The 22,260-nt window shown below is 67.5% G+C and carries 20 protein-coding genes; 8 read left to right on the plus strand and 12 right to left on the minus strand.

The genetic code is table 11. From position 1 onward, the window contains the following. Window positions 1–9: 9 nt before the first annotated feature. On the minus strand, window positions 10–1,077 hold the full coding sequence (locus tag H7A85_RS07665; protein ID WP_182085326.1) for a glycosyltransferase family 1 protein: 1,068 nt from the start codon (window positions 1,075–1,077) through the stop codon (window positions 10–12). 117 nt (window positions 1,078–1,194) lie between these two features. On the opposite strand from H7A85_RS07665, the gene H7A85_RS07670 reads away from it, so the two are divergent. Next, on the plus strand, window positions 1,195–2,373 hold the full coding sequence (locus tag H7A85_RS07670) for an NAD-dependent epimerase/dehydratase family protein (RefSeq protein ID WP_182085327.1): 1,179 nt from the start codon (window positions 1,195–1,197) through the stop codon (window positions 2,371–2,373). A 3-nt stretch (window positions 2,374–2,376) separates the two neighbouring features. On the opposite strand, the gene H7A85_RS07675 is transcribed toward H7A85_RS07670, so the two are convergent. After that, the gene (locus H7A85_RS07675; RefSeq protein ID WP_182085328.1) at window positions 2,377–2,706 is read right to left on the minus strand and encodes an antibiotic biosynthesis monooxygenase; all 330 of its coding nucleotides are present in this window, start codon (window positions 2,704–2,706) and stop codon (window positions 2,377–2,379) included. A gap of 297 nt (window positions 2,707–3,003) precedes the next feature. Between H7A85_RS07675 and H7A85_RS07680 the strand changes: the two genes are divergently transcribed. After that, window positions 3,004–3,822: a lytic murein transglycosylase gene (locus H7A85_RS07680; RefSeq protein ID WP_182085329.1), complete on the plus strand. Its 819-nt coding sequence runs from the start codon at window positions 3,004–3,006 to the stop codon at window positions 3,820–3,822. Window positions 3,823–3,838: 16 nt separating this feature from the next. Then, window positions 3,839–4,288 carry a GNAT family N-acetyltransferase gene (locus tag H7A85_RS07685; RefSeq protein WP_182085330.1) on the plus strand — a complete coding sequence of 150 codons (450 nt, stop codon included), beginning with the start codon at window positions 3,839–3,841 and terminating at the stop codon, window positions 4,286–4,288. A 3-nt stretch (window positions 4,289–4,291) separates the two neighbouring features. Here H7A85_RS07685 and H7A85_RS07690 read toward each other — a convergent pair whose 3' ends face one another. The 4 genes from H7A85_RS07690 to H7A85_RS07705 form a co-directional block, all read right to left on the minus strand. Beyond that, window positions 4,292–5,023 (minus strand): glutathione S-transferase, encoded by a 732-nt coding sequence (locus tag H7A85_RS07690; RefSeq protein ID WP_182085331.1) that lies wholly within the window; start codon window positions 5,021–5,023, stop codon window positions 4,292–4,294. A 121-nt stretch (window positions 5,024–5,144) separates the two neighbouring features. Then, window positions 5,145–5,936, minus strand: a complete 792-nt coding sequence (locus tag H7A85_RS07695; protein ID WP_244631047.1) for an ATP-binding cassette domain-containing protein — start codon at window positions 5,934–5,936, stop codon at window positions 5,145–5,147. Then, the gene (locus tag H7A85_RS07700) at window positions 5,936–7,012 is read right to left on the minus strand and encodes an ABC transporter permease (protein WP_182085333.1); all 1,077 of its coding nucleotides are present in this window, start codon (window positions 7,010–7,012) and stop codon (window positions 5,936–5,938) included. The genes H7A85_RS07695 and H7A85_RS07700 overlap by 1 nt, the downstream gene beginning before the upstream one ends. A gap of 143 nt (window positions 7,013–7,155) precedes the next feature. Continuing rightward, the gene (locus H7A85_RS07705) at window positions 7,156–8,130 is read right to left on the minus strand and encodes a sugar ABC transporter substrate-binding protein (RefSeq protein ID WP_244631048.1); all 975 of its coding nucleotides are present in this window, start codon (window positions 8,128–8,130) and stop codon (window positions 7,156–7,158) included. Window positions 8,131–8,397: 267 nt separating this feature from the next. Here H7A85_RS07705 and H7A85_RS07710 point away from each other — a divergent pair, with 267 nt between their 5' ends. Next, a complete protein-coding gene (locus H7A85_RS07710; protein ID WP_244631031.1) occupies window positions 8,398–9,636 on the plus strand; it encodes an ROK family transcriptional regulator in 1,239 nt (412 codons plus the stop codon). On the opposite strand, the gene H7A85_RS07715 is transcribed toward H7A85_RS07710, so the two are convergent. From H7A85_RS07715 to H7A85_RS07725, 3 genes are read right to left on the minus strand one after another with little or no spacing between them, the layout of a single operon-like run. Further along, window positions 9,609–10,085 (minus strand): NfeD family protein, encoded by a 477-nt coding sequence (locus H7A85_RS07715; RefSeq protein ID WP_182085335.1) that lies wholly within the window; start codon window positions 10,083–10,085, stop codon window positions 9,609–9,611. The two genes, H7A85_RS07710 and H7A85_RS07715, sit on opposite strands and share 28 nt — an antisense overlap. 5 nt (window positions 10,086–10,090) lie before the next feature. Continuing rightward, window positions 10,091–11,128: an SPFH domain-containing protein gene (locus tag H7A85_RS07720; RefSeq protein ID WP_182085336.1), complete on the minus strand. Its 1,038-nt coding sequence runs from the start codon at window positions 11,126–11,128 to the stop codon at window positions 10,091–10,093. A 27-nt stretch (window positions 11,129–11,155) separates the two neighbouring features. Continuing rightward, window positions 11,156–12,763, minus strand: coding sequence for a bifunctional metallophosphatase/5'-nucleotidase (locus H7A85_RS07725; protein ID WP_182085337.1), 1,608 nt, complete (start codon window positions 12,761–12,763; stop codon window positions 11,156–11,158). 165 nt (window positions 12,764–12,928) lie between these two features. Between H7A85_RS07725 and H7A85_RS07730 the strand changes: the two genes are divergently transcribed. After that, window positions 12,929–15,106 carry a malate synthase G gene (locus H7A85_RS07730; protein WP_182085338.1) on the plus strand — a complete coding sequence of 726 codons (2,178 nt, stop codon included), beginning with the start codon at window positions 12,929–12,931 and terminating at the stop codon, window positions 15,104–15,106. 21 nt (window positions 15,107–15,127) lie between these two features. After that, on the plus strand, window positions 15,128–15,586 hold the full coding sequence (locus H7A85_RS07735) for a YqaA family protein (RefSeq protein WP_182085339.1): 459 nt from the start codon (window positions 15,128–15,130) through the stop codon (window positions 15,584–15,586). On the opposite strand, the gene H7A85_RS07740 is transcribed toward H7A85_RS07735, so the two are convergent. Next, a complete protein-coding gene (locus tag H7A85_RS07740; protein WP_182085340.1) occupies window positions 15,577–16,965 on the minus strand; it encodes a DUF459 domain-containing protein in 1,389 nt (462 codons plus the stop codon). The two genes, H7A85_RS07735 and H7A85_RS07740, sit on opposite strands and share 10 nt — an antisense overlap. A 5-nt stretch (window positions 16,966–16,970) precedes the next feature. After that, window positions 16,971–18,194, minus strand: coding sequence for a lytic murein transglycosylase (locus H7A85_RS07745; protein WP_182085341.1), 1,224 nt, complete (start codon window positions 18,192–18,194; stop codon window positions 16,971–16,973). 226 nt (window positions 18,195–18,420) lie between these two features. On the opposite strand from H7A85_RS07745, the gene galU reads away from it, so the two are divergent. Further along, window positions 18,421–19,338, plus strand: a complete 918-nt coding sequence (galU, locus tag H7A85_RS07750) for a UTP--glucose-1-phosphate uridylyltransferase GalU (protein ID WP_182085342.1) — start codon at window positions 18,421–18,423, stop codon at window positions 19,336–19,338. A 41-nt stretch (window positions 19,339–19,379) separates the two neighbouring features. Here the strand turns inward: galU and H7A85_RS07755 are convergent, their stop codons facing one another. Continuing rightward, window positions 19,380–21,104 (minus strand): outer membrane beta-barrel protein, encoded by a 1,725-nt coding sequence (locus H7A85_RS07755; protein ID WP_182085343.1) that lies wholly within the window; start codon window positions 21,102–21,104, stop codon window positions 19,380–19,382. Between the two features lie 142 nt (window positions 21,105–21,246). Here H7A85_RS07755 and H7A85_RS07760 point away from each other — a divergent pair, with 142 nt between their 5' ends. After that, on the plus strand, window positions 21,247–22,245 hold the full coding sequence (locus tag H7A85_RS07760; protein WP_182085344.1) for a KpsF/GutQ family sugar-phosphate isomerase: 999 nt from the start codon (window positions 21,247–21,249) through the stop codon (window positions 22,243–22,245). Window positions 22,246–22,260 lie beyond the last annotated feature (15 nt).

Consider the following 22,260-nt stretch of genomic DNA (forward strand, 5'->3'; position numbering starts at 1 on the left):
TTGTCTCCGTCAGGCGCTGTGGGTCTTCAACGCCGACCGTTCGACAGGAGTTTGCGACATCGCGATCCGCGTGAGGTTGGCCTCGAACTCGCGCGAACATTGCTCCCAGGAAAACCCTTCCGCGAATTTCCGGCACTCGGCGCGGTCGATCCGCAGCGCTTCCAGCGCCGCCGCTCGCAGATCCTCCGACAGGACGGCATGCGGCGTTCCTCCGACGATGTCGCGCGGCCCGGGAACGGGCAGCGCCGCCACGGGCGTGCCGCAGGCCAGCGCTTCCAGGACAACGAGGCCGAACGTCTCGAAGCGCGAGGGAAACACGAAGACGTCGGCGGCCGACAGGTGCCGGGCGAGATCGCCTCCGTGCCGATAGCCGAGGAAGTGCGCGTCCGGATAGGCCGCCTTGAGCTTGGGCGCCGCCGGCCCGTCGCCGACCACCACCTTGGAGCCGGGAAGGTTGAGTCCGAGAAAGGCCGGCAGGTTCTTCTCGTCCGAAACGCGGCCGAGATACAGGAAGATCGGTCGCGGCAGGCCGAGGAAGTCCGGATCGAAGCCGGCCTCCTCCCGGCAGGGGTGAAAGAGGTCCGTATCCACCGCCCGGCCCCAGCGGCGGATGTTGCGAAATCCGCGCGCACCCAGTTCCTCCTCCAGCGTCTGCGTCTGCACCATGAGCGCCGCGCCGCCGTTGTGGAACCAGCGTTGCACGCCGTAGGCCAGGCTGGAACCCATCCCGATCCGTCGCTCGAAATAGTCGCCGAAGCGCGTGTGGTAGGAGGTCGTGAAGGGGAGGGCGTGCCGGCGGCAGTAGCGCCGCGCGGCCAAGCCGATGGGCCCCTCCACGGGGATATGGATGGCGTCGGGCGCGAACGCCTCGATCCGCGCGGCCACCGTCCGGCCGGGGGCAAGCGCGAGGCGTACTTCCGGGTATCCCGGCGCGGGCAAGGTGATCGGGCAGTCGCCCGGCCCGAGGATCTCGACCTCGTGCCCAAATCGGCGTAGCCAGCCGGCCGTGGTCTCGAGGACGCGCACCACCCCGTTCACTTGTGGCGCGGCCGCGTCGGACGCGATCAGGATACGCATGTTCTGCTGTTCCCGGTATTGGAGGAATGCAAGGTCCGTTTCCCAACGCAAATTGCAATGCTAGAGCTTGCGGCAAGATCGGCGCCGACGGCGCGGTGAAACGAAAGTGGTATCCGCATGAAGGTCATTGTTCTGGGCGGCGACGGCTTTTGCGGTTGGGCGACGTCCCTGCATCTGGCGGCCCAGGGGCACGAGGTGACGATCGTCGACAATCTGGTCCGCCGGCGCACCGACGAGGAACTCGGCGTCACCAGCCTGACGCCGATCCGTTCGATCGAGGAGCGGCTCCAGGCGTGGCGCGAAACGCGCAACACGCCGATCGACTTCGTCCTTCTCGACGTCGCCAAGGACTACGATCGGTTGGAGGCCCTCTTCCGGGAGGTCTCGCCGGATGCCATCATCCACTTCGCCGAGCAGCGCGCCGCGCCCTATTCGATGAAGTCGCCCTGGCACAAGCGCTATACGGTCGACAACAACGTCAACGCGACGTCTGCGGTTCTGTGCGCGATGGTGGAGGCCTGCCCGAATGCCCATCTCGTGCATCTCGGCACGATGGGCGTCTACGGCTACGGCAAGACCAAGGGGATGACGATCCCGGAAGGCTACATCGACGCCACGCTGCGCTCGGGCGGGGCGGAGGCGAATGTCGAGATCCTGTATCCGGTGGATCCCGGCTCGATCTACCATATGACGAAGACCCTCGATCAGCTCCTCTTTCTGTACTACGCCAAGAATGACGGTTTGAAGATCACCGACCTCCACCAGGGCATCGTCTGGGGCACCTCGACGCCGGAGACCGATCTCGACGAGCGCCTCGTCAACCGCTTCGACTACGACGGTGACTACGGGACCGTGCTCAACCGCTTCCTGGCTCAGGCCGCGATCGGCCATCCGCTGACGGTGCACGGCTCGGGCGGACAGACGCGCGCCTTCATCCACATCCGCGACACGGTGCGCTGCATCGCGCTGGCTGTCGAAACACCCCCTCAGCGCTTCGAGCGGGTGCGCATCATGAACCAGATGACCGAAACCCACCGGGTGCGCGATCTCGCCGAGATGGTGTCGGGCATGACCGGCGTTCCAGTGGAACTGCGCGACAACCCGCGCAAGGAAATGGCCGAGAACGATCTCGTCGTCGCCAACGATCTGCTCCTCCACCTCGGGCTCGAGCCGACGCGCCTGTCGGGCGGGCTGATGGAGGAAGTGGTGGAAGTGGCCGCCCGCTACCGCGACCGATGCGACACCAGCCGCATCGTGTGCTCGTCGCTCTGGGTCAAGCCGCTGGCGGCGGAGTAGGCGTCAGCCGGGATTTCCGTCGGCGTCCAGCGTCTGGATCACCTCGAAACCTTCGAACTCGGGATGGCCGAGATAAAGCGGCTTGGTGCCGCCCGCGCCCCGGTGCGAGGCGCGGAACGCTTCGGAGCGCGTCCAGTCCTCGAAGGCCGACTTGGTGGCCCAGACCGTGTGCGAGGCGTAGAGCCGGTGATCCTCGCGCTCGGGGCCTTTCAGCATGTGGAACTCGACGAAACCGGGCACCGTATGGAGGTGCGATTGCCGGTTCGCCCAAAGCTCCTCGAAATCGGGGGCGGCGTCGGGGATGACCTTGAACCGGTTCATGGCGATGAACATCAAGCGAACTCCTTGGGGGTTGGGCGAGGACGAATCGTCGGCCAGCATAGAGGGGGCTGGCAGGCGCGGCGAGAGCGCTCGCTCCCGCGTTCGATCGCGAAAGGTTGAGCCGGATCGGCGCGTCACGGGCGAGGAAGGCGACCTATGCGGCTCTTCGCAAACGCTTTCTTGTTGTTTAAGGGCAATAACCAATCGACGCTGGGCGCCCGCGCGCCCGCATTCGCCTCCAACCGACGGGATCATCGGCCGCCTCCTGTCTCCCCGGCCGCCGCCCGCTTCAGATCAAGGGATATTCGCATGCGCAAGCTCCCAGGCCTTCGTGCCGCCCTCGTGGGTGCCGCTCTCGTCGTCAGTGCGGCCCCCGCCTTCGCGCAAGCCTGCGGCAACAACGCGTCCGGGTTCGCGCCCTGGCTCGCCAGCTTCAAGAGCCAGGCCGCGGCCAGCGGCATCTCGCAGCGCACGCTCGACACCGCGCTCGGAAATGTGACCTACGACGCCAAGGTCATCAGCCTCGACCGCAACCAGAAGAGCTTCAAGCTCTCGCTCGACGCGTTCATGGAGCGCCGCGCGCCCGCCTCCTTCGTCAAGAAGGGCAAGGGCATCATCGCCCAGAACCGCGACCTCCTGAACCGGATCGAGCAGCGCTACGGCGTCCAGAAGGAAATCCTCGTCGCGATCTGGGGCATGGAAACGGGTTTCGGCGCCAATTCCGGCAACATGAACATCTTCCGCTCCCTGGCGACCTTGTCCTACGACTGCCGCCGCTCGGACTTCTTCACCGAAGAACTCCTGGCCGCGCTGCAGATCGTCGATCGCGGCGACAAGCAGGCCGCCGACATGAAGGGCGCCTGGGCCGGCGAAATCGGACAGACGCAGTTTCTCGCCAAGAACTACTTGCGCTATGCCGTGGACTTCGACGGCGACGGCCGCCGCGACCTCATTCGCTCCAAGGCGGACGTGCTGGCCTCCACCGCCAACTTCCTGAAGCAGCACGGCTGGATCGCGGGCGCGGGCTACAATCCGGGCGAGCCGAACTTCGCGCGCCTCGTCGACTGGAACCGGGCGACCGTCTACCAGCAGGGCCTCGCCCTGTTCGCGACGAAGCTCGCCAACTGACGCCGGTTCAAGGTCGATGATCGATCCACGATCGGTCGTCATTCGAAGGGCGACGGCGGATGACGCCGGCGCCCTTTTCCATGTGCGCCTCGGCGTCACCGAGAACGCGACGACGCGCGAGGAACTGGCGCAAATCGGCCTGACACTTGAAAGCGTCGCCGCCGCGATCATGGCCTCGCCCTGCTGCTGGGTGGCAGAGCGGGAGGGGGAGATCGTCGGCTTCTCGATGATCGACGACGCCGAAGCCTGCCTCTTTGCCGCCTTCGTGCTTCCCGAGATGGAGGGCCGGGGCATCGGCCGCGCTCTGGTCGCCCGCGCCGAAGCCGCACTCTTTCGTCGTCACGACGCGATCTGGCTGGAAACCGAGCGTGCCAGCCGGGCGGCCGGGTTCTACCGACGCCTCGGATGGCGCGAGGCGGAAGCCGTCGACGAGCGCGACGTGGTGATGCGCAAGAGCCGGCGTTGAGTTCTAATCGCCGTCGAGTTCCGGATAACGGCGGAAGATCCCGTCCTCGTTGAAGCGCAGCCGTCGAGGGCTTGCGAGATAGCGCGCGATCGGGGGATGGTCCGCGACGCGATCGTGCAGCGCGACGACGCGCGGATATCGCGTCTCCAGCACCGCCATGCGGCGGGGAAAGGCGTAGCGCAGGCCCTCCACGATCTGGAACAGGCCGAAATCCGCATAGCTGAGGCTGCGCCCGACGAGATGATCGCTGCCGCCTCGCGCCAGAATGGCTTCGTACCAGCCGAGAAACTTCGGCATCCGCTCGCGGCGAAACTCGCCGGCGCGGCGTAGGGCTTCCGGCTTCTGGTCCTCGTAGTAGAGGCCGGTGCCGACCGGATGATGCGTATCGTGCGCCTCGGCGACGAGATCGGCTGCGGTCAACGCGATCGTTCGCGCCCACGCCCGGTCGGCCTCGTTGGAGGGCATAAGGCCGAGGCGCTCGGCGAGATAGGCCGAAATTTCCGCCGCCTGTGCGACGACGACATCCCCATGGACAAGGAAGGGCGGCGCGAACGGTGCGGGGCGATCGCTCTCGCCTCCCAGGATGCGCATCATCGCGGCAACTCCGCCGCCTTCGCTCTCCGAAAGCCGCGCCACGTCCCGGTAGTCCGCTTCCGCAGCTTCCAGGACGAGCCGCGGAAACTCGCCGCGGCCCTGGATGGTCGGCCAATAATAAAGATCGAAGCGCTCGGGCATGGGGAAGACCCTCCTCTTTCCCTCGCAAGTTCGGCCGCCGGTCCGTAAAGTCAAACGAACGGCGCGAATGCAAAAAGCCGGCACCTCGCGGCGCCGGCCTTGCGAAGGGGGAAAGTCGGGATCAGGCCGCCAGGATCGCGGGCTCCGGCGCCTTGGCACCCGTCATCAGGGCCACCGCATCCGACATGGAGATCGATTTGGGATCCACCACGCAAAGCCGCTTCGACAGGCGGTGGATGTGGATGCGGTCGGCGATCTCGAAGACATGGGGCATGTTGTGCGAGATCAGGACGATGGGCAGGCCGCGCGAGCGCACCTCGAGGATCAGGTCCAGAACCTTGCGGCTTTCCTTGACGCCGAGCGCGGCCGTCGGCTCGTCGAGGATCAGCACCTTGGAGCCGAAGGCCGCCGCGCGCGCCACCGCAACGCCCTGGCGCTGGCCGCCCGACAGGGTTTCCACCGCCTGGTCGATGTTCTGGATCGTCATCAGACCGAGTTCGGACAGCTTTTCGCGCGCGATCTTGCGCATGCGCGGCTTGTCCAGCATGCGAAGATACGAACCGAGAGGGCCGGGGCGGCGCAGCTCGCGCCCCAGGAACATGTTGTCGGCGATCGACAGGGCGGGGGACAGGGCGAGCTGCTGATACACGGTCTCGATGCCGGCGTCGCGCGCGGCCTGCGGGTTGGCGAAGTTCACCGGCTTGCCGTCGAGGCGGACCTCGCCGGCATCGGGCGTCACCGCGCCCGACAGCGCCTTGATCAAGGTCGACTTGCCGGCGCCGTTGTCGCCGATCACGGCGAGGATCTCGCCGGGATAGAGATCGAAGTCGGCGTTGTCGATCGCCACCACGCGGCCGTAGCGCTTGTTGAGGCCGCGCGCCTGGAGAACGGGTTGGGTGCCGAGCTGAACCATCACGCCGAAACCTTTCTGATCCACTGGTCGGCCGCGACGGCCAGGATGATGAGAGCACCGACGGTCAGTCGTGTCCACTGCGGATCGGTGCCGTAGATGCGCAGCCCCATGGCGAAGACGCCGACAATCAGAGCCCCGACAAGCGTTCCGAGCACCGAGCCGCGCCCGCCGAAGAGCGAGGTGCCGCCGATCACGACCGCCGTGATCGCCTGGATGTTGGCCTCGTAGCCCGAGGTCGGCGAGACCGAGCCGATGCGCCCGATCAGCGCCCAGCCGGCGAAGGCGCAGATGAGGCCCGATACCGCGTAGACCGAGATCAGAACCTTGTTGGAGCGGATACCGGACAGGCGCGCCGCGTCCTCGTCGTCGCCGATCGCATAGACGTGCCGGCCCCAGGCCGTGTAGTTCAGGATGTAGTAGAACAGGGCGACGAGGATCAGGACGCTGACCACCGCATAGGTGAAGACCGCGCCGCCGAGCTGGAACGTGTTGCCGAGGAACTGAAGGGACGGGGCGGAGGCCGCGACGTCCTGCGCCCGGATCGTGGCGTTCTGCGTATAGATGAAGTTGATCGCCTCGTAGACGAACCACATGCCGAGCGTCACGATGAAGGGGGGCAGCCGCACCTTGGCGACGAGGATGCCGTTGACCGCGCCGCACAGCGTTCCCACGGCAAAGCCGATCAGGATGGCGATCGGCGCGGGAACGCCGTTCATCACGGCGAGATTGCCCATGATCACCGAACTCAGGACCATGATCGCGCCGACCGACAGGTCGATGCCGGCCGTCAAGATGATCAATGTCTGGGCGACGCCGACGATCCCCACGATCGCGACCTGCTGGAGGATCAGCGTCATCGTGAAGGCGTTGAAGAAGCGCTGGCCGATCAGGAGGCCGAACACCATGATGCCGAACAGGAGCACGATGATCGGCACCATGGTCGGGTTGGCATGGAGGAAGTGCTGAAGATGCTGGAGCGGGGTGCGGCCGTGGGCGGAAAAGTCCGCCACGCTGGCGTCGCTCTGGGCGAGCCCGGCTTCGAAGTCGCTGCCCTTGCGGGTGGTGGTGTCGCTCATGGAACGGATCTCCCGAGGGCGAGCTGCGGTAGGACGGCGGATGCCGCGTTAGCGAGCCGGCGCGACGGAGCGTTTCCGCCCCGCCCGCACGGCTTCATAAGGGACGCAGCGCCCGGACCTCGCCCGGGCGCTGCGATCTCCGGTCAGCCCCAGCAGGCCTTGGCGGCGGCGGCGGTATCCATCGACTTGACGCCGTCGACCGGCTGGTCGGTCACGAGGTCGACGCCCGTATTGGTGATCTGAAGGCCGGCCGACGCTTCGGGCTTGGCGCCGGTTTCCGCAAAGGCCTTGACCGCCTCGACACCCATCGCCGCCATCTTCAGCGGATACTGCATGGAGGTCGCGCCGATCACGCCGTCCTTGACGTTGGCGATGCCCGGGCAGCCGCCGTCGATCGAGACGATGGTGACCTTGTCGGCGAGGCCGAGGCCCTTCAGCGCCTCGTAGGCGCCGGCCGCTGCCGGCTCGTTGATCGTGTAGACGAGGTTGATCGTCGGGTCCTTCTGGAGAAGGTTCTCCATGGCCTGACGACCGCCTTCCTCGTTGCCGTTGGTGATGTCGTGGCCGACGATGCGCGCGTCGTCCTCGTCACCCACCACGTCCTTGTTCTTCACGTCGATGCCGAAGCCCTGCATGAAGCCCTGGTCGCGAAGCACGGCGACGGAAGGCTGCTGCGGGGTCAGGTCGAGAAAGGCGATCTTGGCGTTCTCGGCCTCTGCGCCCATCTTGGCCTTGGCCCACTGGCCGATCAGGACGCCAGCTTCGAAATTGTCGGTGGCGAACGTCGCGTCGGCCGCATCGAGGGGCTCGAGCGGGGTGTCGAGCGCGATGACGATGAGGCCCGCGTCCCGCGCCTTCTTGGTGGAGGAGGCGATCGCCTTGGTGTCGGAAGCGGCGATCAGGATGCCCTTGGCACCCGCCGCGATGCAGCTTTCGATCGCTTGGACTTGGCTGTCATGGTCGCCGTCCACCCGGCCGGCATAGGACTGGAGGTTGATCCCGAGTTCCTTCGCCTTCGCCTCGGCGCCTTCCTTCATCTTGACAAAGAACGGATTGGTGTCGGTCTTGGTGATCAGGCACACCGTGGTCGGCGACTGGGCCGAGGCGCCCGCCGTCATGGCGGCAAGACCCAGGGCACCAAGAGCGGCGGAGCAGAGAAAACGACGAAGCGGCAAGGAAAACCTCCCTCGGGATGAAAGCTCGGCACTCGTTCGTGCCCGACCGGGCGGACCTCCTCGTCCGCGACCGAATGCCAACATCGAGCATGGTCCAGCGGAAACTGTCAATCGATAACTCATCGAGATTTATTAATTGACAGTTTTTTGAGAGTGGGAAAGGGTAATCTATCGTTGCCTCGTCGGGTGACCAGAGATGCAGGGCAGAGGGTGGCCGACACGATCCATACGGTCTCCACGACGGCGAAGGGGGCAGCGGGCGATTCTACCGAAGGGCGCCTGCGTGGCTCCAACCAGGCGGGTCTGCGCGCCCATAACGAGCGGGCGGTCCTGTCCCTGATCCGGCGGCACGGCGAGCTTGCCAAATCCCAGATCGCGCGGCTTTCCGGCCTGTCGCCGCAGACGGCCTCGGTGATCATGCGCTCGCTGGAAGCGGACGGGCTGGTGCTGGCGGGCGAGCCGCGGCGCGGGCGCGTCGGCCAGCCGTCCGTGCCGATGCGGCTCGACCCGGACGGCGCCTTCGCCTTCGGGCTGAAGCTCGGGCGGCGCACCAGCGAGATCGTCTTGATGGATTTCGTTGGCCACGTTCGTGACAGCCGCGCGATCCTTTACCGATTCCCGCGCCTTGCCGAGATTTTCGAGTTCGTGACCGGGGCGATGGAGGAGCTGCGGGCCGGGCTGCCCGCGCCCTTGCGTCGGCGCATCTCCGGTTTGGGCGTCGGCATGCCCTTCGAGCTCTGGTCCTGGGGCGAGGCCAACGGCGCGCCGCCGGGCGAGATGGAGGAATGGCGCCATCTCGACATGGCCGCCGAGCTGGAAACGCGAACGGGCGAAGCGGTGTTCATCGCCAACGACGTGACGGCCGCCTGCGGCGCCGAACAGGCCTTCGGGCGCGTCGGCTCGGCGGATTACGTGTATTTCTTCGTTGGGGCGTTCGTCGGCGGTGGCATCGTGATCGACGGGACGCTGGTGCCGGGGCGCACTGGCAATGCTGGGGCGCTCGGCTCCATGCCCGTGCCGGGGCCCGGAGGGGCCACCCATCAGCTCATCCATTCCGCCTCGATCCGCGTTCTGGAGCGCATGGTGGAAGTGGCGGGCCGGTCGGCCGTCGAGCTTTGGCGCAAGGATGCGGACTGGAGCCACCTCGGCCCGCTTCTCGACGACTGGATCGGGCTGGCCGCCGATGGCCTCGCCTACGCCATCGCTTCGGCGAGCTCGGTCTACGACTTCGAGAAGGCGGTGATCGACGGCAGTTTCCCCGAGCACGTGCGCGCCCGGCTGACGGAGGCGACGCGCCGCGCGCTCGCCGGCTTCGATCTCCAGGGCATGCCGGCGATCGCGGTCTCGGAAGGAACGATAGGGCGCTCGGCGCGCGAGGTCGGCTCGGCGAGCCTGCCCTTCTTCGCCAAGTTCCTGCTGGATCACCGGGTGCTTTTGACCGAAGGCTGAGGCGGCTCGTCATCCACGGCGCGCACCCGCAGGACCGAGCCGTCCGCACCTTCGATCACGACGCTGGCGCCGACCGGCAAGTCGGGCCCTTCGACGCTCCACCAGCCGTCGTCGACCGCGATGCGCCCACGCCCGTTGCGGATCGCCTCGCTCACGCTCGCCGTGCGCCCGACGAGGCGGCGCGTACGCTCGTTGAGCGGCGCGCCGTCGCCGAGCCGCGCGCGCTGCCCGTACCAGCGATGGCCGAGAAGCGTCGCTACGCCCGACACGACCGCGAAGCCGAGGAACTGGCTCTGCCAGGACAGGTCCGGCAGGAAGAAGGCGTTGGCGCCCACCACCAGGGCGCCGATGCCGAAGAACAGGAGGTAGACGCCCGGCAGCAGCGCCTCGCACAGGAGAAGGGTGACGCCGAGGATCCACCAGCCATAGGTCGAGACCAGTTCCCCCATCGCGCTCAAGCGTCCGGGCGCGGAAACACGACGCCGGCCTGCGGCACGGAGGCGCCGCCCTTGCGCGGCGGGGCCGCCGGCCGGCCGGCCGGGGCGGCGGGCGCATCCGCGAAGCTCGCCCTCGCCAGCTCGGCGATACCGCCGATCGAGCCGATCAGCGACGAAGCTTCGAGCGGCATGAGGACGACGCGCTGGTTGGGCGCGGAGGCGAGCTTGGCGAGGGCCTCGGTGTATTTCTGGGCGACGAAGTAGTTGATCGCCTGGACGTCGCCGGCCGCGATCGCGTCCGACACGAGCTGCGTCGCCTTGGCCTCGGCCTCCGCCAGACGCTCGCGCGCTTCCGCCTCGCGGAACGCGGCTTCCCGCTTGCCCTCGGCTTCCAGGATCTGGCTCTGCTTCTCGCCTTCGGCGCGCAGGATCTTGGCGTTTCGCGCTCCCTCCGCCTCGAGGATCTCGGCGCGCTTCTCGCGCTCGGCCATCATCTGGCGGGCCATCGAATCCACGAGGTTCTTCGGCGGATTGATGTCCTTGATCTCGATGCGGGTGATCTTGATGCCCCAGCCGTGCGCCGCCTGATCGACGACGCGCAGGATGCGCTCCGAGATCGTGTCGCGGTTGGACAGGAGGTCGTCGAGATCCATCGACCCCATGACCGAGCGCAGGTTGGTCATCACGAGGTTGAGGACGGCGTATTGGAGGTTCGACACCTCGTAGGCGGCCGAGGAGGCGTCGAGGATCTGGTAGAAGGCGACGCCGTCGGCGGCGACGGACGCGTTGTCGCGAGTGATGACCTCCTGTGTCGGAACGTCGAGCACCTGCTCCATCATGTTCATCTTGTGCCCGATCCGCTCCACGAAGGGCATGATCAGGTTGAGGCCCGGCGTCAGGGTGCGCACGTAGCGGCCGAAGTTCTCGACCGTGTAGTTGTAGCCCTGTGGTACGATCTTGATCGTCGAGGCCAGCACCACGAGGATCGCGAACACCACCACCACGACGAGGATGCTGCCGAGCCCGAGGTCGAAGCCGAATGGATAATCGTTCATCGCGCGCCTAGTCTCCCGAATGTCATGTCAGTCGATTTCCCGGATCCGCCCGTCCGTCGCGGGTTTATACGAGGTGTTGCCGTCCTGGAGATAGGCGATCACCGCGTCCTCCATGTTAGGCCCGTAGTCGTAGGCGTTGACGGCCTTCGTCGCGAACACCTCGTAGCCGTCGCCGCCCTGGCGCAGGAAGTTGTTGGACACCACCGTGTAGGTGCCCTCCGGGTCGATCGGCTCCCATTCGCCCGCCGCGTTACGCACGCGCACCGCCTTCACGCGATCGACGCCCGCCGTGCCCTTGCGCGACCAGTCGAACTGGATGCCGGCGATCTGGGGAAAGCGGCCGGCGCCGTCCTCGACCTGGGACACCCCGTTTTCCAGCGCTGCCTTGATGTCGGCGCCCGTCAGCTGGAAGGTCGCCAGCGTGTTCTGGAAGGGCAGGACGGTGAGCACCTCGCCCATGGTGATCGGCCCTGCGTCGATCGAGGCGCGCACGTTGCCGCCGTTGCCGAAGGCGATGGTGACGCCCTGGTCCTTCGTCCGGTCGAGGATCGCGTCGGCCACGAGATTGCCCATCTGGCATTCCGCCACGCGGCAGGTGTCGCGCTGCCCATCGATCGGCTCGGCCGCCTCCGCCACGACCTTTTGTCGGATTTCCTCCAGCGGCTTGGCGAGTTCGGCGACGCGTGCCTTGATGGCTTCGTCTTCCGGCACGGAAGCGTCGAGCAGGATCGGCGCGCCTTCCGCCTTGGTGACCCGGCCTTCGTCGTCGAAGTTCACCGTCAGCTTGCCGAGATATTTCGAATAGGCATAGGCCTGGACGATCGGCACGTCCCGCCCGTCCGGCCCCTTCACCAGCGTCGGATAGGGACCCGCCGCCTTCGGGTCGGTGGAGGACAGAAGCGTGTGCGAATGGCCGCCGACGATCACGTCGATCGCCGGCACTTCGGCCGCCAGCCGCTTGTCGAGCTCGTAGCCGGAATGGCTGAGGAGCACGATCTTGGTGACGCCTTCGCTTGTCAGCTTGGCGGCCTCGCGTTTGGCCGCTTCGACCGGGTCGGTGAAGGTGATCGACTTGCCGGCGGCCGTCAGTTCCTGGTTGTCGCGCGGCGTCAGGCCGATGATCCCGATCCGCTCGCCGCCCTTCTCGATCACGACGGACGGCCTCACGATGCCGGCGAGCTTGGGCTCGCGCACGAGGTCGGCATTGGCCATCAGCATCGGGAAATGGACGGCGCCCGCGAACTTCTCGATCACCGGCACGCCGTCGTCGAACTCGTGGTTGCCGATCGCCATCGCCTCGAAGCCGATCGTGTTCATGAACTCGGCGGCGTCGTCGTTGCGGTAGCGGGTGTAGAACAGCGACCCCTGGCTCTGGTCACCCGCGTCGAGAACGAGAACGGGCGTGTCGCCGGCCGCCGCGCGTTCGGAGGCGATCGCCGAGGCGATGCGCGCCACGCCGCCGAAACAGGTCTTCTCCCCCGCTTCCTTGTCGGAGCAGGGGCCGTCGTACTTGTTGATCGGCTCGACGCGGCTGTGGAAGTCGTTGATGTGGAGAATGGTCAGATCGAAGGCCGTGGCCGGTGCGGCGGTGCCGCCGGCCAGCATCGCAGCCAGTCCCCAAAGGGCGATTCGCATGAAGGGCTCCCTCGCTTCGCGCCATGCGGGTAGTGTTTCGTTCCGGTGTTGGTTTGGCAACCCGTTCCGCCGCCTTCTCGGCCGGCGCGGTTTGACATGCCTCCCGCCATGCCCGACATCAGCCGGAACTTTCGCGGATTTTCCTGCAAGGATGGAGAGCGTCGCATGTCCGATGTCGTCGAGATCAACGGTTTGAAGGTGGCGTCCGAGCTGCGCGACTTCATCGAGCGCGAAGCCCTGCCTGGAACGGGGATCGAGGCGTCGGCCTTCTGGCGCGGCCTGGCGTCGATCCTCGAAGATCTCGCGCCCCGCAACCGCGAGCTGCTTGCCATCCGCGACGAGTTCCAGGCGCGGATCGACGTCTGGTCGGCGGAGCGGCGCGGCCGGGCGGTGGACGGGGCGGAAACGGAGGCCTTCCTGCGCGAGATCGGCTATGTGGTCCCGGCGGGCGAGCCCTTCGCCGTGGAAACCGAGAACGTCGATCCCGAGATCGCCGGCGTCGCCGGGCCGCAGCTCGTGGTGCCGGTCCTCAACGCGCGCTTCGCGCTGAACGCGGCGAACGCGCGCTGGGGCTCTCTCTACGACGCGCTCTACGGCACGGACGCGATCGGCGAGGAGGATGGCGTCGAGCGCACCAAGGGCTACAACCCGGCGCGCGGCGAGCGGGTCGTCGCCTGGGCGCGGGCGTTCCTGGACCGTTCGGCACCGCTCGAGGGGGCTTCCTGGCGCGATGTCGCGAGCCTCTGCGTGGCGGGCGCCGCGCTGCGCGTGAACCTATCGGATGGCGGCGAAAAGGGGCTTACCGACCCCGCCCGGTTCGCTGGCTATCGTGGTGCCCCGGACAAGCCGGACGCCGTGCTCCTTCGCACCAACGACCTGCACGCCGAGGTGGTGATCGACCCGTTGTCGCCGATCGGGAAGACCGATCCGGCCGGCATTGCCGACGTGGTGCTGGAATCGGCAATCACCACGATCCAGGACTGCGAGGATTCGGTCGCGGCGGTGGATGCCGAGGACAAGGTCGCCGTCTACCGCAACTGGCTCGGCCTGATGCGCGGCGATCTGGCCGAGACGTTCGAGAAGAACGGGCATGCGATGACGCGCCGTCTGAACCCGGATCGGACCTACCATGCGCCGGACGGCTCGGAACTGACCCTGCCGGGCCGCTCGCTCATGCTGGTGCGCAACGTCGGCCACCTGATGACCAATCCCGCCGTTCTCCTGCCCGACGGATCGGAGGCTCCCGAGGGCATCCTGGACGCCGCCATCACCTCGCTGATCGCGCTGCACGATCTGCGCAAGACCGAGGGCCCGCGCAACTCCAGAGCCGGCTCTGTCTATATCGTCAAGCCGAAGATGCATGGGCCGGACGAGGTAGCCTTTGCCGACACGATCTTCGCGCGTGTCGAGGCGATGCTCGGCCTTGCACCCCACACGCTGAAGATGGGCATCATGGACGAGGAACGTCGCACCACGGTGAACCTGTCCGAATGCATCCGGCAGGCCCGGCACCGCGTCGTCTTCATCAACACCGGTTTCCTCGACCGCACCGGCGACGAGATCCACACCTCGATCGAACTCGGCCCCATGATCCGCAAGGGGGATATGAAGGCTTCCACCTGGATCCGCGCGTACGAGGAGCGCAACGTCGACACAGGCTTGGCCGCAGGCCTCAAGGGACACGCCCAGATCGGCAAGGGCATGTGGGCGATGCCCGACATGATGGCGGCGATGTTGGAACAGAAGATCGCCCATCCGAAGTCCGGCGCCAACACGGCCTGGGTGCCGAGCCCGACGGCGGCGACGCTCCACGCCACGCACTACCACACGGTGGACGTGGCCAAGGTCCAGGCCGGGCTCGAGGGGCAGACGCGCACCAAGCTCGCCGACATCCTGACCATTCCCGTCGCCACGCGGCCGAACTGGACACCCGAGGACATCCAGGCCGAGCTCGACAACAACGCGCAGGGCATCCTCGGCTATGTCGTGCGCTGGGTGGATGCGGGGGTCGGCTGTTCCAAGGTGCCCGACATCCACGACGTCGCGCTGATGGAGGACCGGGCGACCTGCCGCATCTCCTCGCAGCACATCGCCAACTGGCTGCTGCACGGCGTCGTCTCGGAGCGCCAGGTGCGCGAAACGATGGAGCGCATGGCGGCCGTGGTCGACCGGCAGAACGCCGCGGACCCGGCCTACGAGCCGATGGCGCCGGACTTCGAGCGCTCGATCGCCTTCCAGGCGGCGCTGGAGCTCGTTCTCGACGGACGCCGGCAGCCCAACGGCTACACCGAGCCGGTGCTCCACCGCCGGCGGCTGGAGAAGAAGGCCCAGCGAGGCGCCTGACGCTTCCAGGCAGCGTAGTCGATGGATCTCACCGACGCAGGGGCGCCGGGCGTGTACGGCGCCCTGTTGCTGTCCGCCTTTCTGTCGGCGACGCTTCTTCCCGGATCGTCCGAGCTCCTGCTCGCAAGCCTGCTCGTTGCCGGACGGGGCGATCCCGTCCTCCTCACGCTGATCGCCGCCCTCGGCAACACGCTCGGCAGCGTCTTCAACTGGTGGTGCGGTCGCTTCCTGATGCACCGGCAGGATGCGCGCTGGTTTCCCGTGTCCCGAGCGCAGCTCGATCGCGGCGCCCGCGTCTTCGCACGCTGGGGCCGGCCGGCGCTGCTGCTTTCATGGATGCCGGTGGTCGGCGACGCGTTGACGCTGGTCGCGGGGCTTCTGGGGGTGCGGCTCCTGCCCTTCGTATTCCTGGTGGGCGCGGGAAAGGCGCTGCGCTACGCCTTCGTCACCGCCTTGACCCTCGGCGTCGTTCAGTTCTGAGGCGGGGCGGGCAGGTTGCGCGCGGCTTCGTCGGCCTTGGCGGCGGAGGCGTCCGGCGAGGCGGGCGCGCCGGTGCCGCGACGCAATTCGTCGAGCGTCGTCGAGCCGCGAAACACGATGGCGTTGTCCTGCGTCGTCGGCGACACGGCGCCGCTGCGCCCGGTCCAGTTGAAGTGGTCGGCGCGCCCTTCCGTCGGGTCGAGCGGCGCCCCGGCCACGACGAGGCGCGAGCGCGCGCTGCCGTCGGCCGCAAGGGGGGCTCCGGGTGCACCGCCGAGCAGGCTTTCGCCGCCGTCGAGGCTCGGGTCTGAGAAGGAAACGGGCGGCGTGGTCGTGGTGGCGGCGAGGTCGTTGATCGCCGGAAGGTCGGTCGCGGAAAGCTGCTGCGAGCCGAGGTTGGCCACCATGTCGTCGATGCTGAGGCCGAGGATCTTGGTCACCGGCTTTTCGACGAAATAGGCGAGCTTGTCCTGGCCGGCACCCGTCAGGGTGATGCCGTCGGAGTTGCGAAGGCGGGCCGTCTGCCCCGCCATGTCGGGGCCTGACGCGGTGAACGCGCCGCTCGCGTCCGTGAAGCCGCCCCAGACGTCGACGAACTCGCCGCCGACCTTGAGGGCGGCCGTGCGATACAGGTCGTTGAAATAGACCATGTCCTCGCTGGCGCGATCGGTGCCGAAGGGCAGCGCGCCAACCCAGACGAGCGAGGCGCCGCCGGCCTTCACGGCCGCGGCGAGACGGTCGATCCGCTCGGTGTAGCGCGCGGCCCATTCCGGAGTGCGCAGGGTCAGCGACGTTCCGTCCTCGCGGATGGCCTGCCGGTCGTTGGCGCCCAGCATCACCACCACTACGGCGGGCTTCACATCCGCGATGACCTGGCCGATCTCGCCCGGCCAGTCGTAGTGGTCGTCGCGCACCAGCCCGGACGAACCGTTCGCCTTGCCCTCGACCTTGATCTCGCGGCTTTGGGAGACGGCCTCCTCCAGCCCCTTGGCCAGCGAAGCGGCCATGAAGTCGCCGACCACGAGAACGGTGCGCGCCGTTTCGCTCTTCTCCACCGGCGCAAGGGCCACGGTCGCGGCACCGGCCGCGGCACCTGAGGCTGCCGCTGCCGCCTTGCTGCTGCGACCCGTGCTCGAACGCGACGCGGACGGATCCGCCTTGCGCGGCTTTCGCACCTTCTTGATCTGGCGCTGCTCGGGAGGCGCGACCGCGCGCGGCGGTTGACGCTGCGGCTGGCGATTGCCGAACAGCATGTCGAGAAGCCCGCGGCGCTCCTGCGCGCTCGCGGGCGAGGAAGCGCCGGCGTCCATACCGAGGACGCCAAGCGCCAGAACGGCGGACAGAACGGCGCGAAGCCCCCGTGCGGATCCGCCCGCCATCCGTTTCAGTGCCTGCGCAGGAGGTCGAGCAGCGCCTTGGACGCGTTGCCGTCCTCCTCGACGCCAGCCTGTTTTTGATAGGCGGAGATCGAGGCCTTGGAGCCGGAGCCGATCTTGCCGTCGATCTTGCCGTCGTAGAACCCATGATGGGTCAGGCGCTGCTGCACCTCGTAGCGCTCTTCCATCGACAGCGGCGTGTAGCCGCGCGGCCAGCCTTGCGCGAAATCGCCGTAGCCGGCGATCCGATCGGCGAGATGGCCGACGGCGAGAGCGTACTTGTCGGCGTTGTTGTAGCGCTTGATGACGAAGAAGTTCTTGGTCATCAGGAAGGCCGGGCCGTTCATGCCCGCCGGCAGAAGCAGGTTGGCGTTGTCGCCGGGCGCCGGGAACGGGCGGTTGCTGACGCGCTTGAAGCCGTTCGCCGACCACTGCGACAGCTTGCGGTTGGAGCGCTCGAGCCCGGCCGAACCCGAGGGCGCGACCACCTCGTAGCCCCAGCTCTTGCCGGTCTGCCAGCCGTTCTTCTTCAGAAGATTGGCGGCGGTGGCGAGCGCGTCGGGCACCGAGTTCCAGATATCGGGGTGACCGTTACCGTCCATGTCCACGGCATAGGCCTGGTAGCTCGTCGGGATGAACTGCGTGTGGCCCATGGCACCGGCCCATGAGCCGGTCAGGCCCTTGGGGCTGACATGGCCGTCCTGCACGATCTTGAGAGCGGCCAGAAGCTGGGTCCGCGCGAACTTGGCGCGCTTGGGGTCTTGGTAGGCAAGGGTGGCGAGTGCCTGCGGGACGCTCTTCATCACGTCCTGGCGCTCCAGGATGCGGCCGTAGTTCGACTCCATCGACCAGATGGCGAGAAGGATGTGGCGGTCGACGCCGAAGCGTTGTTCGATCCGGTCGAGCCAGGGCTTGTACTGGACCAGCATCCGCCGACCCTCGGCCACCGACTCGTCGTTGACGCGGTTGTCGAGATAGTCCCAGATCTTGTCCTGGAACTCGGGCTGGAAGCGCGCCTTCTGGATGACGTCGGGATCCGGCTCGGTGACGCCCGAAAACACCGCGCGATAGGTGCGCGCGCTGATGCCGTTGGCGACCGCCGTCTTCTCGAAGCCGTCGATCCAGTTGCGAAAGCCCGCATCGGCGAGCGCCGGCGTGGCGGCAGCCAGAACCGCCAGCGTCAGGCAGGCGGCGCCGAGCCGGCGAAGGCGGGAGAGGGTGGGTCCAGACATGGGTCTACTCCTCCGAAGAACAGAACGTGAGCGTGAGCCTCGAGTCTAGAGGGCGGATGTGAACGCTTCCTTTACCACAACCCGACGCGAAAAGCTTTCCGTCGACACCGTGTCATTTATTCAGCATGTTCTTGGGCGAAATGACGGCGGATGCGTCGAATCGCTCGACGTGGGCGAAGCCGCGCCTAACTAGTCACGATCTCGTCAACGGCAGGAAGGACATCGAATGCGCAAGGTCAGGAAGGCTGTATTTCCGGTCGCAGGTCTGGGAACGAGGTTTCTTCCCGCCACCAAGGCGATCCCCAAGGAAATGCTGACGGTGGTCGACCGGCCGGTGATCCAGTACGTGGTGGACGAGGCGCGCCAGGCCGGGATCGAGCACCTGATCTTCGTGACGGGTCGCAACAAGGGCGTGATCGAGGACTATTTCGACATCCAGGTCGAACTGGTCTCGACCCTCACCGAGCGCGGCAAGAAGGCCGAGCTCGGCCTCTTGGAAGAGCTGCAGCCGACGCCCGGCACCGCGAGCTTCACACGCCAGCAGGCGCCGCTCGGCCTCGGCCACGCCGTCTGGTGCGCGCGCGATCTCGTCGGCCCCGAGCCCTTCGCGCTTCTCCTGCCCGACATGATCATGCAGGACGGCGAGGGCTGCCTGAAGCGGATGGTCGAGCTCTACGAACAAACGGGCGGCAACGTCATCTCGGTCGAGCAGTGCGACCCGGCGCAGACCAACAAGTACGGTATCGTCGGGCGCGGCGAGGACGTCGGCAACGGCTTCCGCATCGATGGCATGGTGGAAAAGCCCAAGCCCGAGGAAGCTCCGTCGAACTTCTTCATCTCCGGCCGCTACATCCTTCAGCCCGAGATCTTCGACATTCTGTCCACCCAGGAAAAGGGCGCGGGCAACGAGATCCAGCTGACCGACGGCATGCTGAAGCTCGCCAAGAACCAAGACTTCTACGGCTATCACTTCACCGGCCGCACCTTCGACTGCGGCTCCAAGGAAGGCTTCATCCAGGCCAACGTCGCCTTCGCGCTGTGGCGCCACGACATCCGGCACAAGGTGTTCGACGACATCGGCGAACTGATGCGCACGGTGGAGCCGCAGGAGCGGCGCACCGCCCCCCGCACGGCGGCGGAATGAACGGTTAGAAAGGGGGGCGCCTTCGGGCGCCCCTTTTCGCATCAGCGCTGGAGGCGAACGCCGACGCGAACCGTGTTGGCGTCGTAGTCCTGGCCGGCGAGAGGGGAATCGAACCGGTCGTAGCGGTAGCGCGCGGTCAGCGCCAGCGTCCGGTTCAGCCAGTAGGTCAGGCCGGTTTCAGCGGCATAGAGATGCTCGTCGCCGGCCACCGGTCCGTCGCGCAGGGCGGCGATCAGGCGACCGTCCCAGTCGATCCGAGCCGTCGCACGGTGGCGCAGGCCGATCGAGCCCTGATAAAGCGTCGAGGTGGCAAGGCCCGTCGTGTCCGGCTCGAAAAAGGTCTCGGCCCGCAGGAGAACGTCCGTGCCGCGCCGGGGCGACCAGTTGACCGTCGCGTCCAGCGTCGGGCTCGCGGTCGTCTCCAGCGCATCTTCGTCAGGCAGGTTCCAGGCATAGCCGAGCGCGACCTCGCCCGACAGCTTCTCGCCCCAGTCGAAGCCGAGCCCCGCACGCAGGGCCGGGATCACGCTGTCGCGATCGAGGAGTGCGGCCGTGTCCTCGTCGAACAAGCGGCGCCCGACGCTGGCGCCGACGAACGGGCGGAGCGGGGGCGCGATGTCGTATCCCGCGCGAAGGCCGGCGCTCCAGGTCGTGTAGCTGTCGTCCGTGCGAAGGGCGAGACCATCGAACAGGCCGTCGTCGCGGTCCTCGCGGACGGCCGAAAGGTCGAGGTCGGTATGGAGCGGCCCCGCCGCGCGCCCGAGCGTCGCCCCGGCGGAATAAGCCAGAATGTCGCGCTCGCGCGAGGCCGTGGTGGCCGCGCCGGTGTCCAGCGTGTCGTCTCGGTCGAAGCGCAGGGCGCCGCGCAGCGTCGCCGTCCAGTCCCGGTCGATGTCGAGGCGAAGGCGTCCGTCGAGGTCGATCCGGGGTTCTTCCTTCAAGGGACCGGAGAAATTGCGGCGATAGGTGGCGAGCGCATTGATCTCGGCTTCGTTGCGCGACCAGTCCGACAGGAGGCGGGCGCCGAGCGTGGTCTCGGAAAAGGCGCCGCGTGCGCCGTCGATCGTGTTGGTCAGGTTGTCGGACACGCCGACGCCCTGTTCGAGCGTGGGATACAGGACGAAACTTCCGAGGCGAAGGCCGACGGGGGCGAACGGATCGTCCGGGCTGCGGGGCAGGATACGGCGCAACTGGTCGAGCCCGGCGTCCGTACCCCGTCCCAGCCGCGTGTCGAGCGTCGGGCTGCGCACCGGACCGACGGCTCGGAAGAGATTGAGGGGCTGGGACGTGGGATCCGTGTTCGGCTCCTCCGCGCCCTCCAGCCGCTCCCCGGCTTGGGTTCCGCGCCGGTCTGCAGCTTGTCGGTTCAAGGGCTGGGCGGGGGCGGCAGGCGTCGACGTGTCGGGAAGGTTCTCGCGCCGCGACGGGGTCGGGCCGGCGAAAAGATCCAGTTCCTCCGTCGCGGTTCTCGGCCGCGCGCCCGGCTCCTGCGGCTCGGCCGGCTGTTCGTCGCCGGGCGCGCGCAGGTCGCGCTCGAAGGTGGCGGAGCGCTCGCGCGCTTCCGCGCCCAGCGGCTGTTCGCTCCCGCGGCGCGATTCCTCCAGGGGCGAGGTGTCGGTGCGCAGGCGGTAGGAATCGGAAAACCGGATCTCGTCTCCGCTTTGCGTGCGGTCGGGCGTGGGAGCGTCCTCTTGGGCACGCACGGGGCCGAGCGCGCCGGCAATGCCGGTGGCCAGCGCCACGGATGCGAGAACGGGACGGAACATGGGCCTTCGATCCAACGGGTTGCCTTGGACGGGGCGCTGCGCGCACCCGGTGCTTTCCCATCCCTAGAACTTCTGCATGGAGCCGGGCTTGACCGGCCGGCTTTCTCTGGCGCGCGGGGCTTCGGCGGAGTAGAAATCGGCGATGACATCGCTTGCCCGTCCCCTTGCCGCCCCGCCCCTTCCCGGAACCGCCTCGGCCATCCGCACCGTGCGCACCGAAGCCGAAGGGCTCGGCCTGCTGGCCGAGGCTTTGGAAGGGGAGCTTGGGTCTGCCTTCGAGCGCGTCCTCGATATCATCGCCTCCATCAAGGGGCGCCTCGTCGTCACCGGCATCGGCAAGAGCGGCCATGTCGGCTCGAAGATCGCGGCGACCTTCGCCTCGACCGGGACGCCAGCCTTCTTCGTCCACCCTGTGGAGGCCAATCACGGCGACCTCGGCATGATCGGGCGCGACGACGCGGTTCTGGCCATGTCCTGGTCGGGCGAGTCGGCCGAGCTGAAGGGCATCGTCGCCTATACCCGTCGGTTCCGCATCCCGCTGATCGCGATCACCTCGCGCGAGGCCTCCGCACTCGGGCGCGAGGCGGACGAGCGCCTTGTTCTGCCGCGCATCACCGAGGCCTGCCCGCACGGGCTGGCGCCGACCACCTCGACGACGCTGCAACTTGCGCTCGGCGACGCGCTGGCCGTGGCGCTTCTGGAACGCAAGGGCTTCATGCCGAGCGATTTCCGGGTGTTCCACCCGGGCGGCCAGCTCGGCGCCAGCCTTCGCCATGTCGGCGACGTGATGCATCGCGGCGAAGCGCTGCCGCTGGTGGCCAGCGGCACGCCGATGAGCGAGGCGATCCTCGCCATCTCGCGAAAGGGTTTCGGCTGCGTCGCGGTGGTGGACGGCGAGGGCCGGCTGCTCGGCATCGTCACCGACGGCGACCTGCGCCGGCATCTGGCGCCCGATCTCCTCGCCCGCACGGTGGACGAGGTAATGACAACAGCGCCCAAGACCATTCGGCCCGACACATTGGCTGTGAAGGCGCTCGACATCATCAACGGCGCCAACATCACCGCCCTGATGGTGGTGGAGGCGGAGCGCCCGGTCGGGATCATCCACCTCCACGATCTCCTGCGCCTCGGCGTCGCCTGAGGCGGGGGTGGGGCA

The sequence above is a fragment of the Aureimonas sp. ME7 genome (assembly GCF_903970965.1).
Taxonomy (GTDB): Bacteria; Pseudomonadota; Alphaproteobacteria; order Rhizobiales; family Rhizobiaceae; genus Aureimonas.

Coding starts and splice junctions, on each gene's coding strand:
- H7A85_RS07665 (WP_182085326.1), bottom strand. CDS start 1,077: ATGCGTATCCTGATCGCGTCCGACGCGGCCGCGCCACAAGTGAACGGG.
- H7A85_RS07670 (WP_182085327.1), top strand. CDS start 1,195: ATGAAGGTCATTGTTCTGGGCGGCGACGGCTTTTGCGGTTGGGCGACG.
- H7A85_RS07675 (WP_182085328.1), bottom strand. CDS start 2,706: ATGTTCATCGCCATGAACCGGTTCAAGGTCATCCCCGACGCCGCCCCC.
- H7A85_RS07680 (WP_182085329.1), top strand. CDS start 3,004: ATGCGCAAGCTCCCAGGCCTTCGTGCCGCCCTCGTGGGTGCCGCTCTC.
- H7A85_RS07685 (WP_182085330.1), top strand. CDS start 3,839: ATGATCGATCCACGATCGGTCGTCATTCGAAGGGCGACGGCGGATGAC.
- H7A85_RS07690 (WP_182085331.1), bottom strand. CDS start 5,023: ATGCCCGAGCGCTTCGATCTTTATTATTGGCCGACCATCCAGGGCCGC.
- H7A85_RS07695 (WP_244631047.1), bottom strand. CDS start 5,936: ATGGTTCAGCTCGGCACCCAACCCGTTCTCCAGGCGCGCGGCCTCAAC.
- H7A85_RS07700 (WP_182085333.1), bottom strand. CDS start 7,012: ATGAGCGACACCACCACCCGCAAGGGCAGCGACTTCGAAGCCGGGCTC.
- H7A85_RS07705 (WP_244631048.1), bottom strand. CDS start 8,130: ATGACGGCGGGCGCCTCGGCCCAGTCGCCGACCACGGTGTGCCTGATC.
- H7A85_RS07715 (WP_182085335.1), bottom strand. CDS start 10,085: ATGGGGGAACTGGTCTCGACCTATGGCTGGTGGATCCTCGGCGTCACC.
- H7A85_RS07720 (WP_182085336.1), bottom strand. CDS start 11,128: ATGAACGATTATCCATTCGGCTTCGACCTCGGGCTCGGCAGCATCCTC.
- H7A85_RS07725 (WP_182085337.1), bottom strand. CDS start 12,763: ATGCGAATCGCCCTTTGGGGACTGGCTGCGATGCTGGCCGGCGGCACC.
- H7A85_RS07730 (WP_182085338.1), top strand. CDS start 12,929: ATGTCCGATGTCGTCGAGATCAACGGTTTGAAGGTGGCGTCCGAGCTG.
- H7A85_RS07735 (WP_182085339.1), top strand. CDS start 15,128: ATGGATCTCACCGACGCAGGGGCGCCGGGCGTGTACGGCGCCCTGTTG.
- H7A85_RS07740 (WP_182085340.1), bottom strand. CDS start 16,965: ATGGCGGGCGGATCCGCACGGGGGCTTCGCGCCGTTCTGTCCGCCGTT.
- H7A85_RS07745 (WP_182085341.1), bottom strand. CDS start 18,194: ATGTCTGGACCCACCCTCTCCCGCCTTCGCCGGCTCGGCGCCGCCTGC.
- galU (WP_182085342.1), top strand. CDS start 18,421: ATGCGCAAGGTCAGGAAGGCTGTATTTCCGGTCGCAGGTCTGGGAACG.
- H7A85_RS07755 (WP_182085343.1), bottom strand. CDS start 21,104: ATGTTCCGTCCCGTTCTCGCATCCGTGGCGCTGGCCACCGGCATTGCC.
- H7A85_RS07760 (WP_182085344.1), top strand. CDS start 21,247: ATGACATCGCTTGCCCGTCCCCTTGCCGCCCCGCCCCTTCCCGGAACC.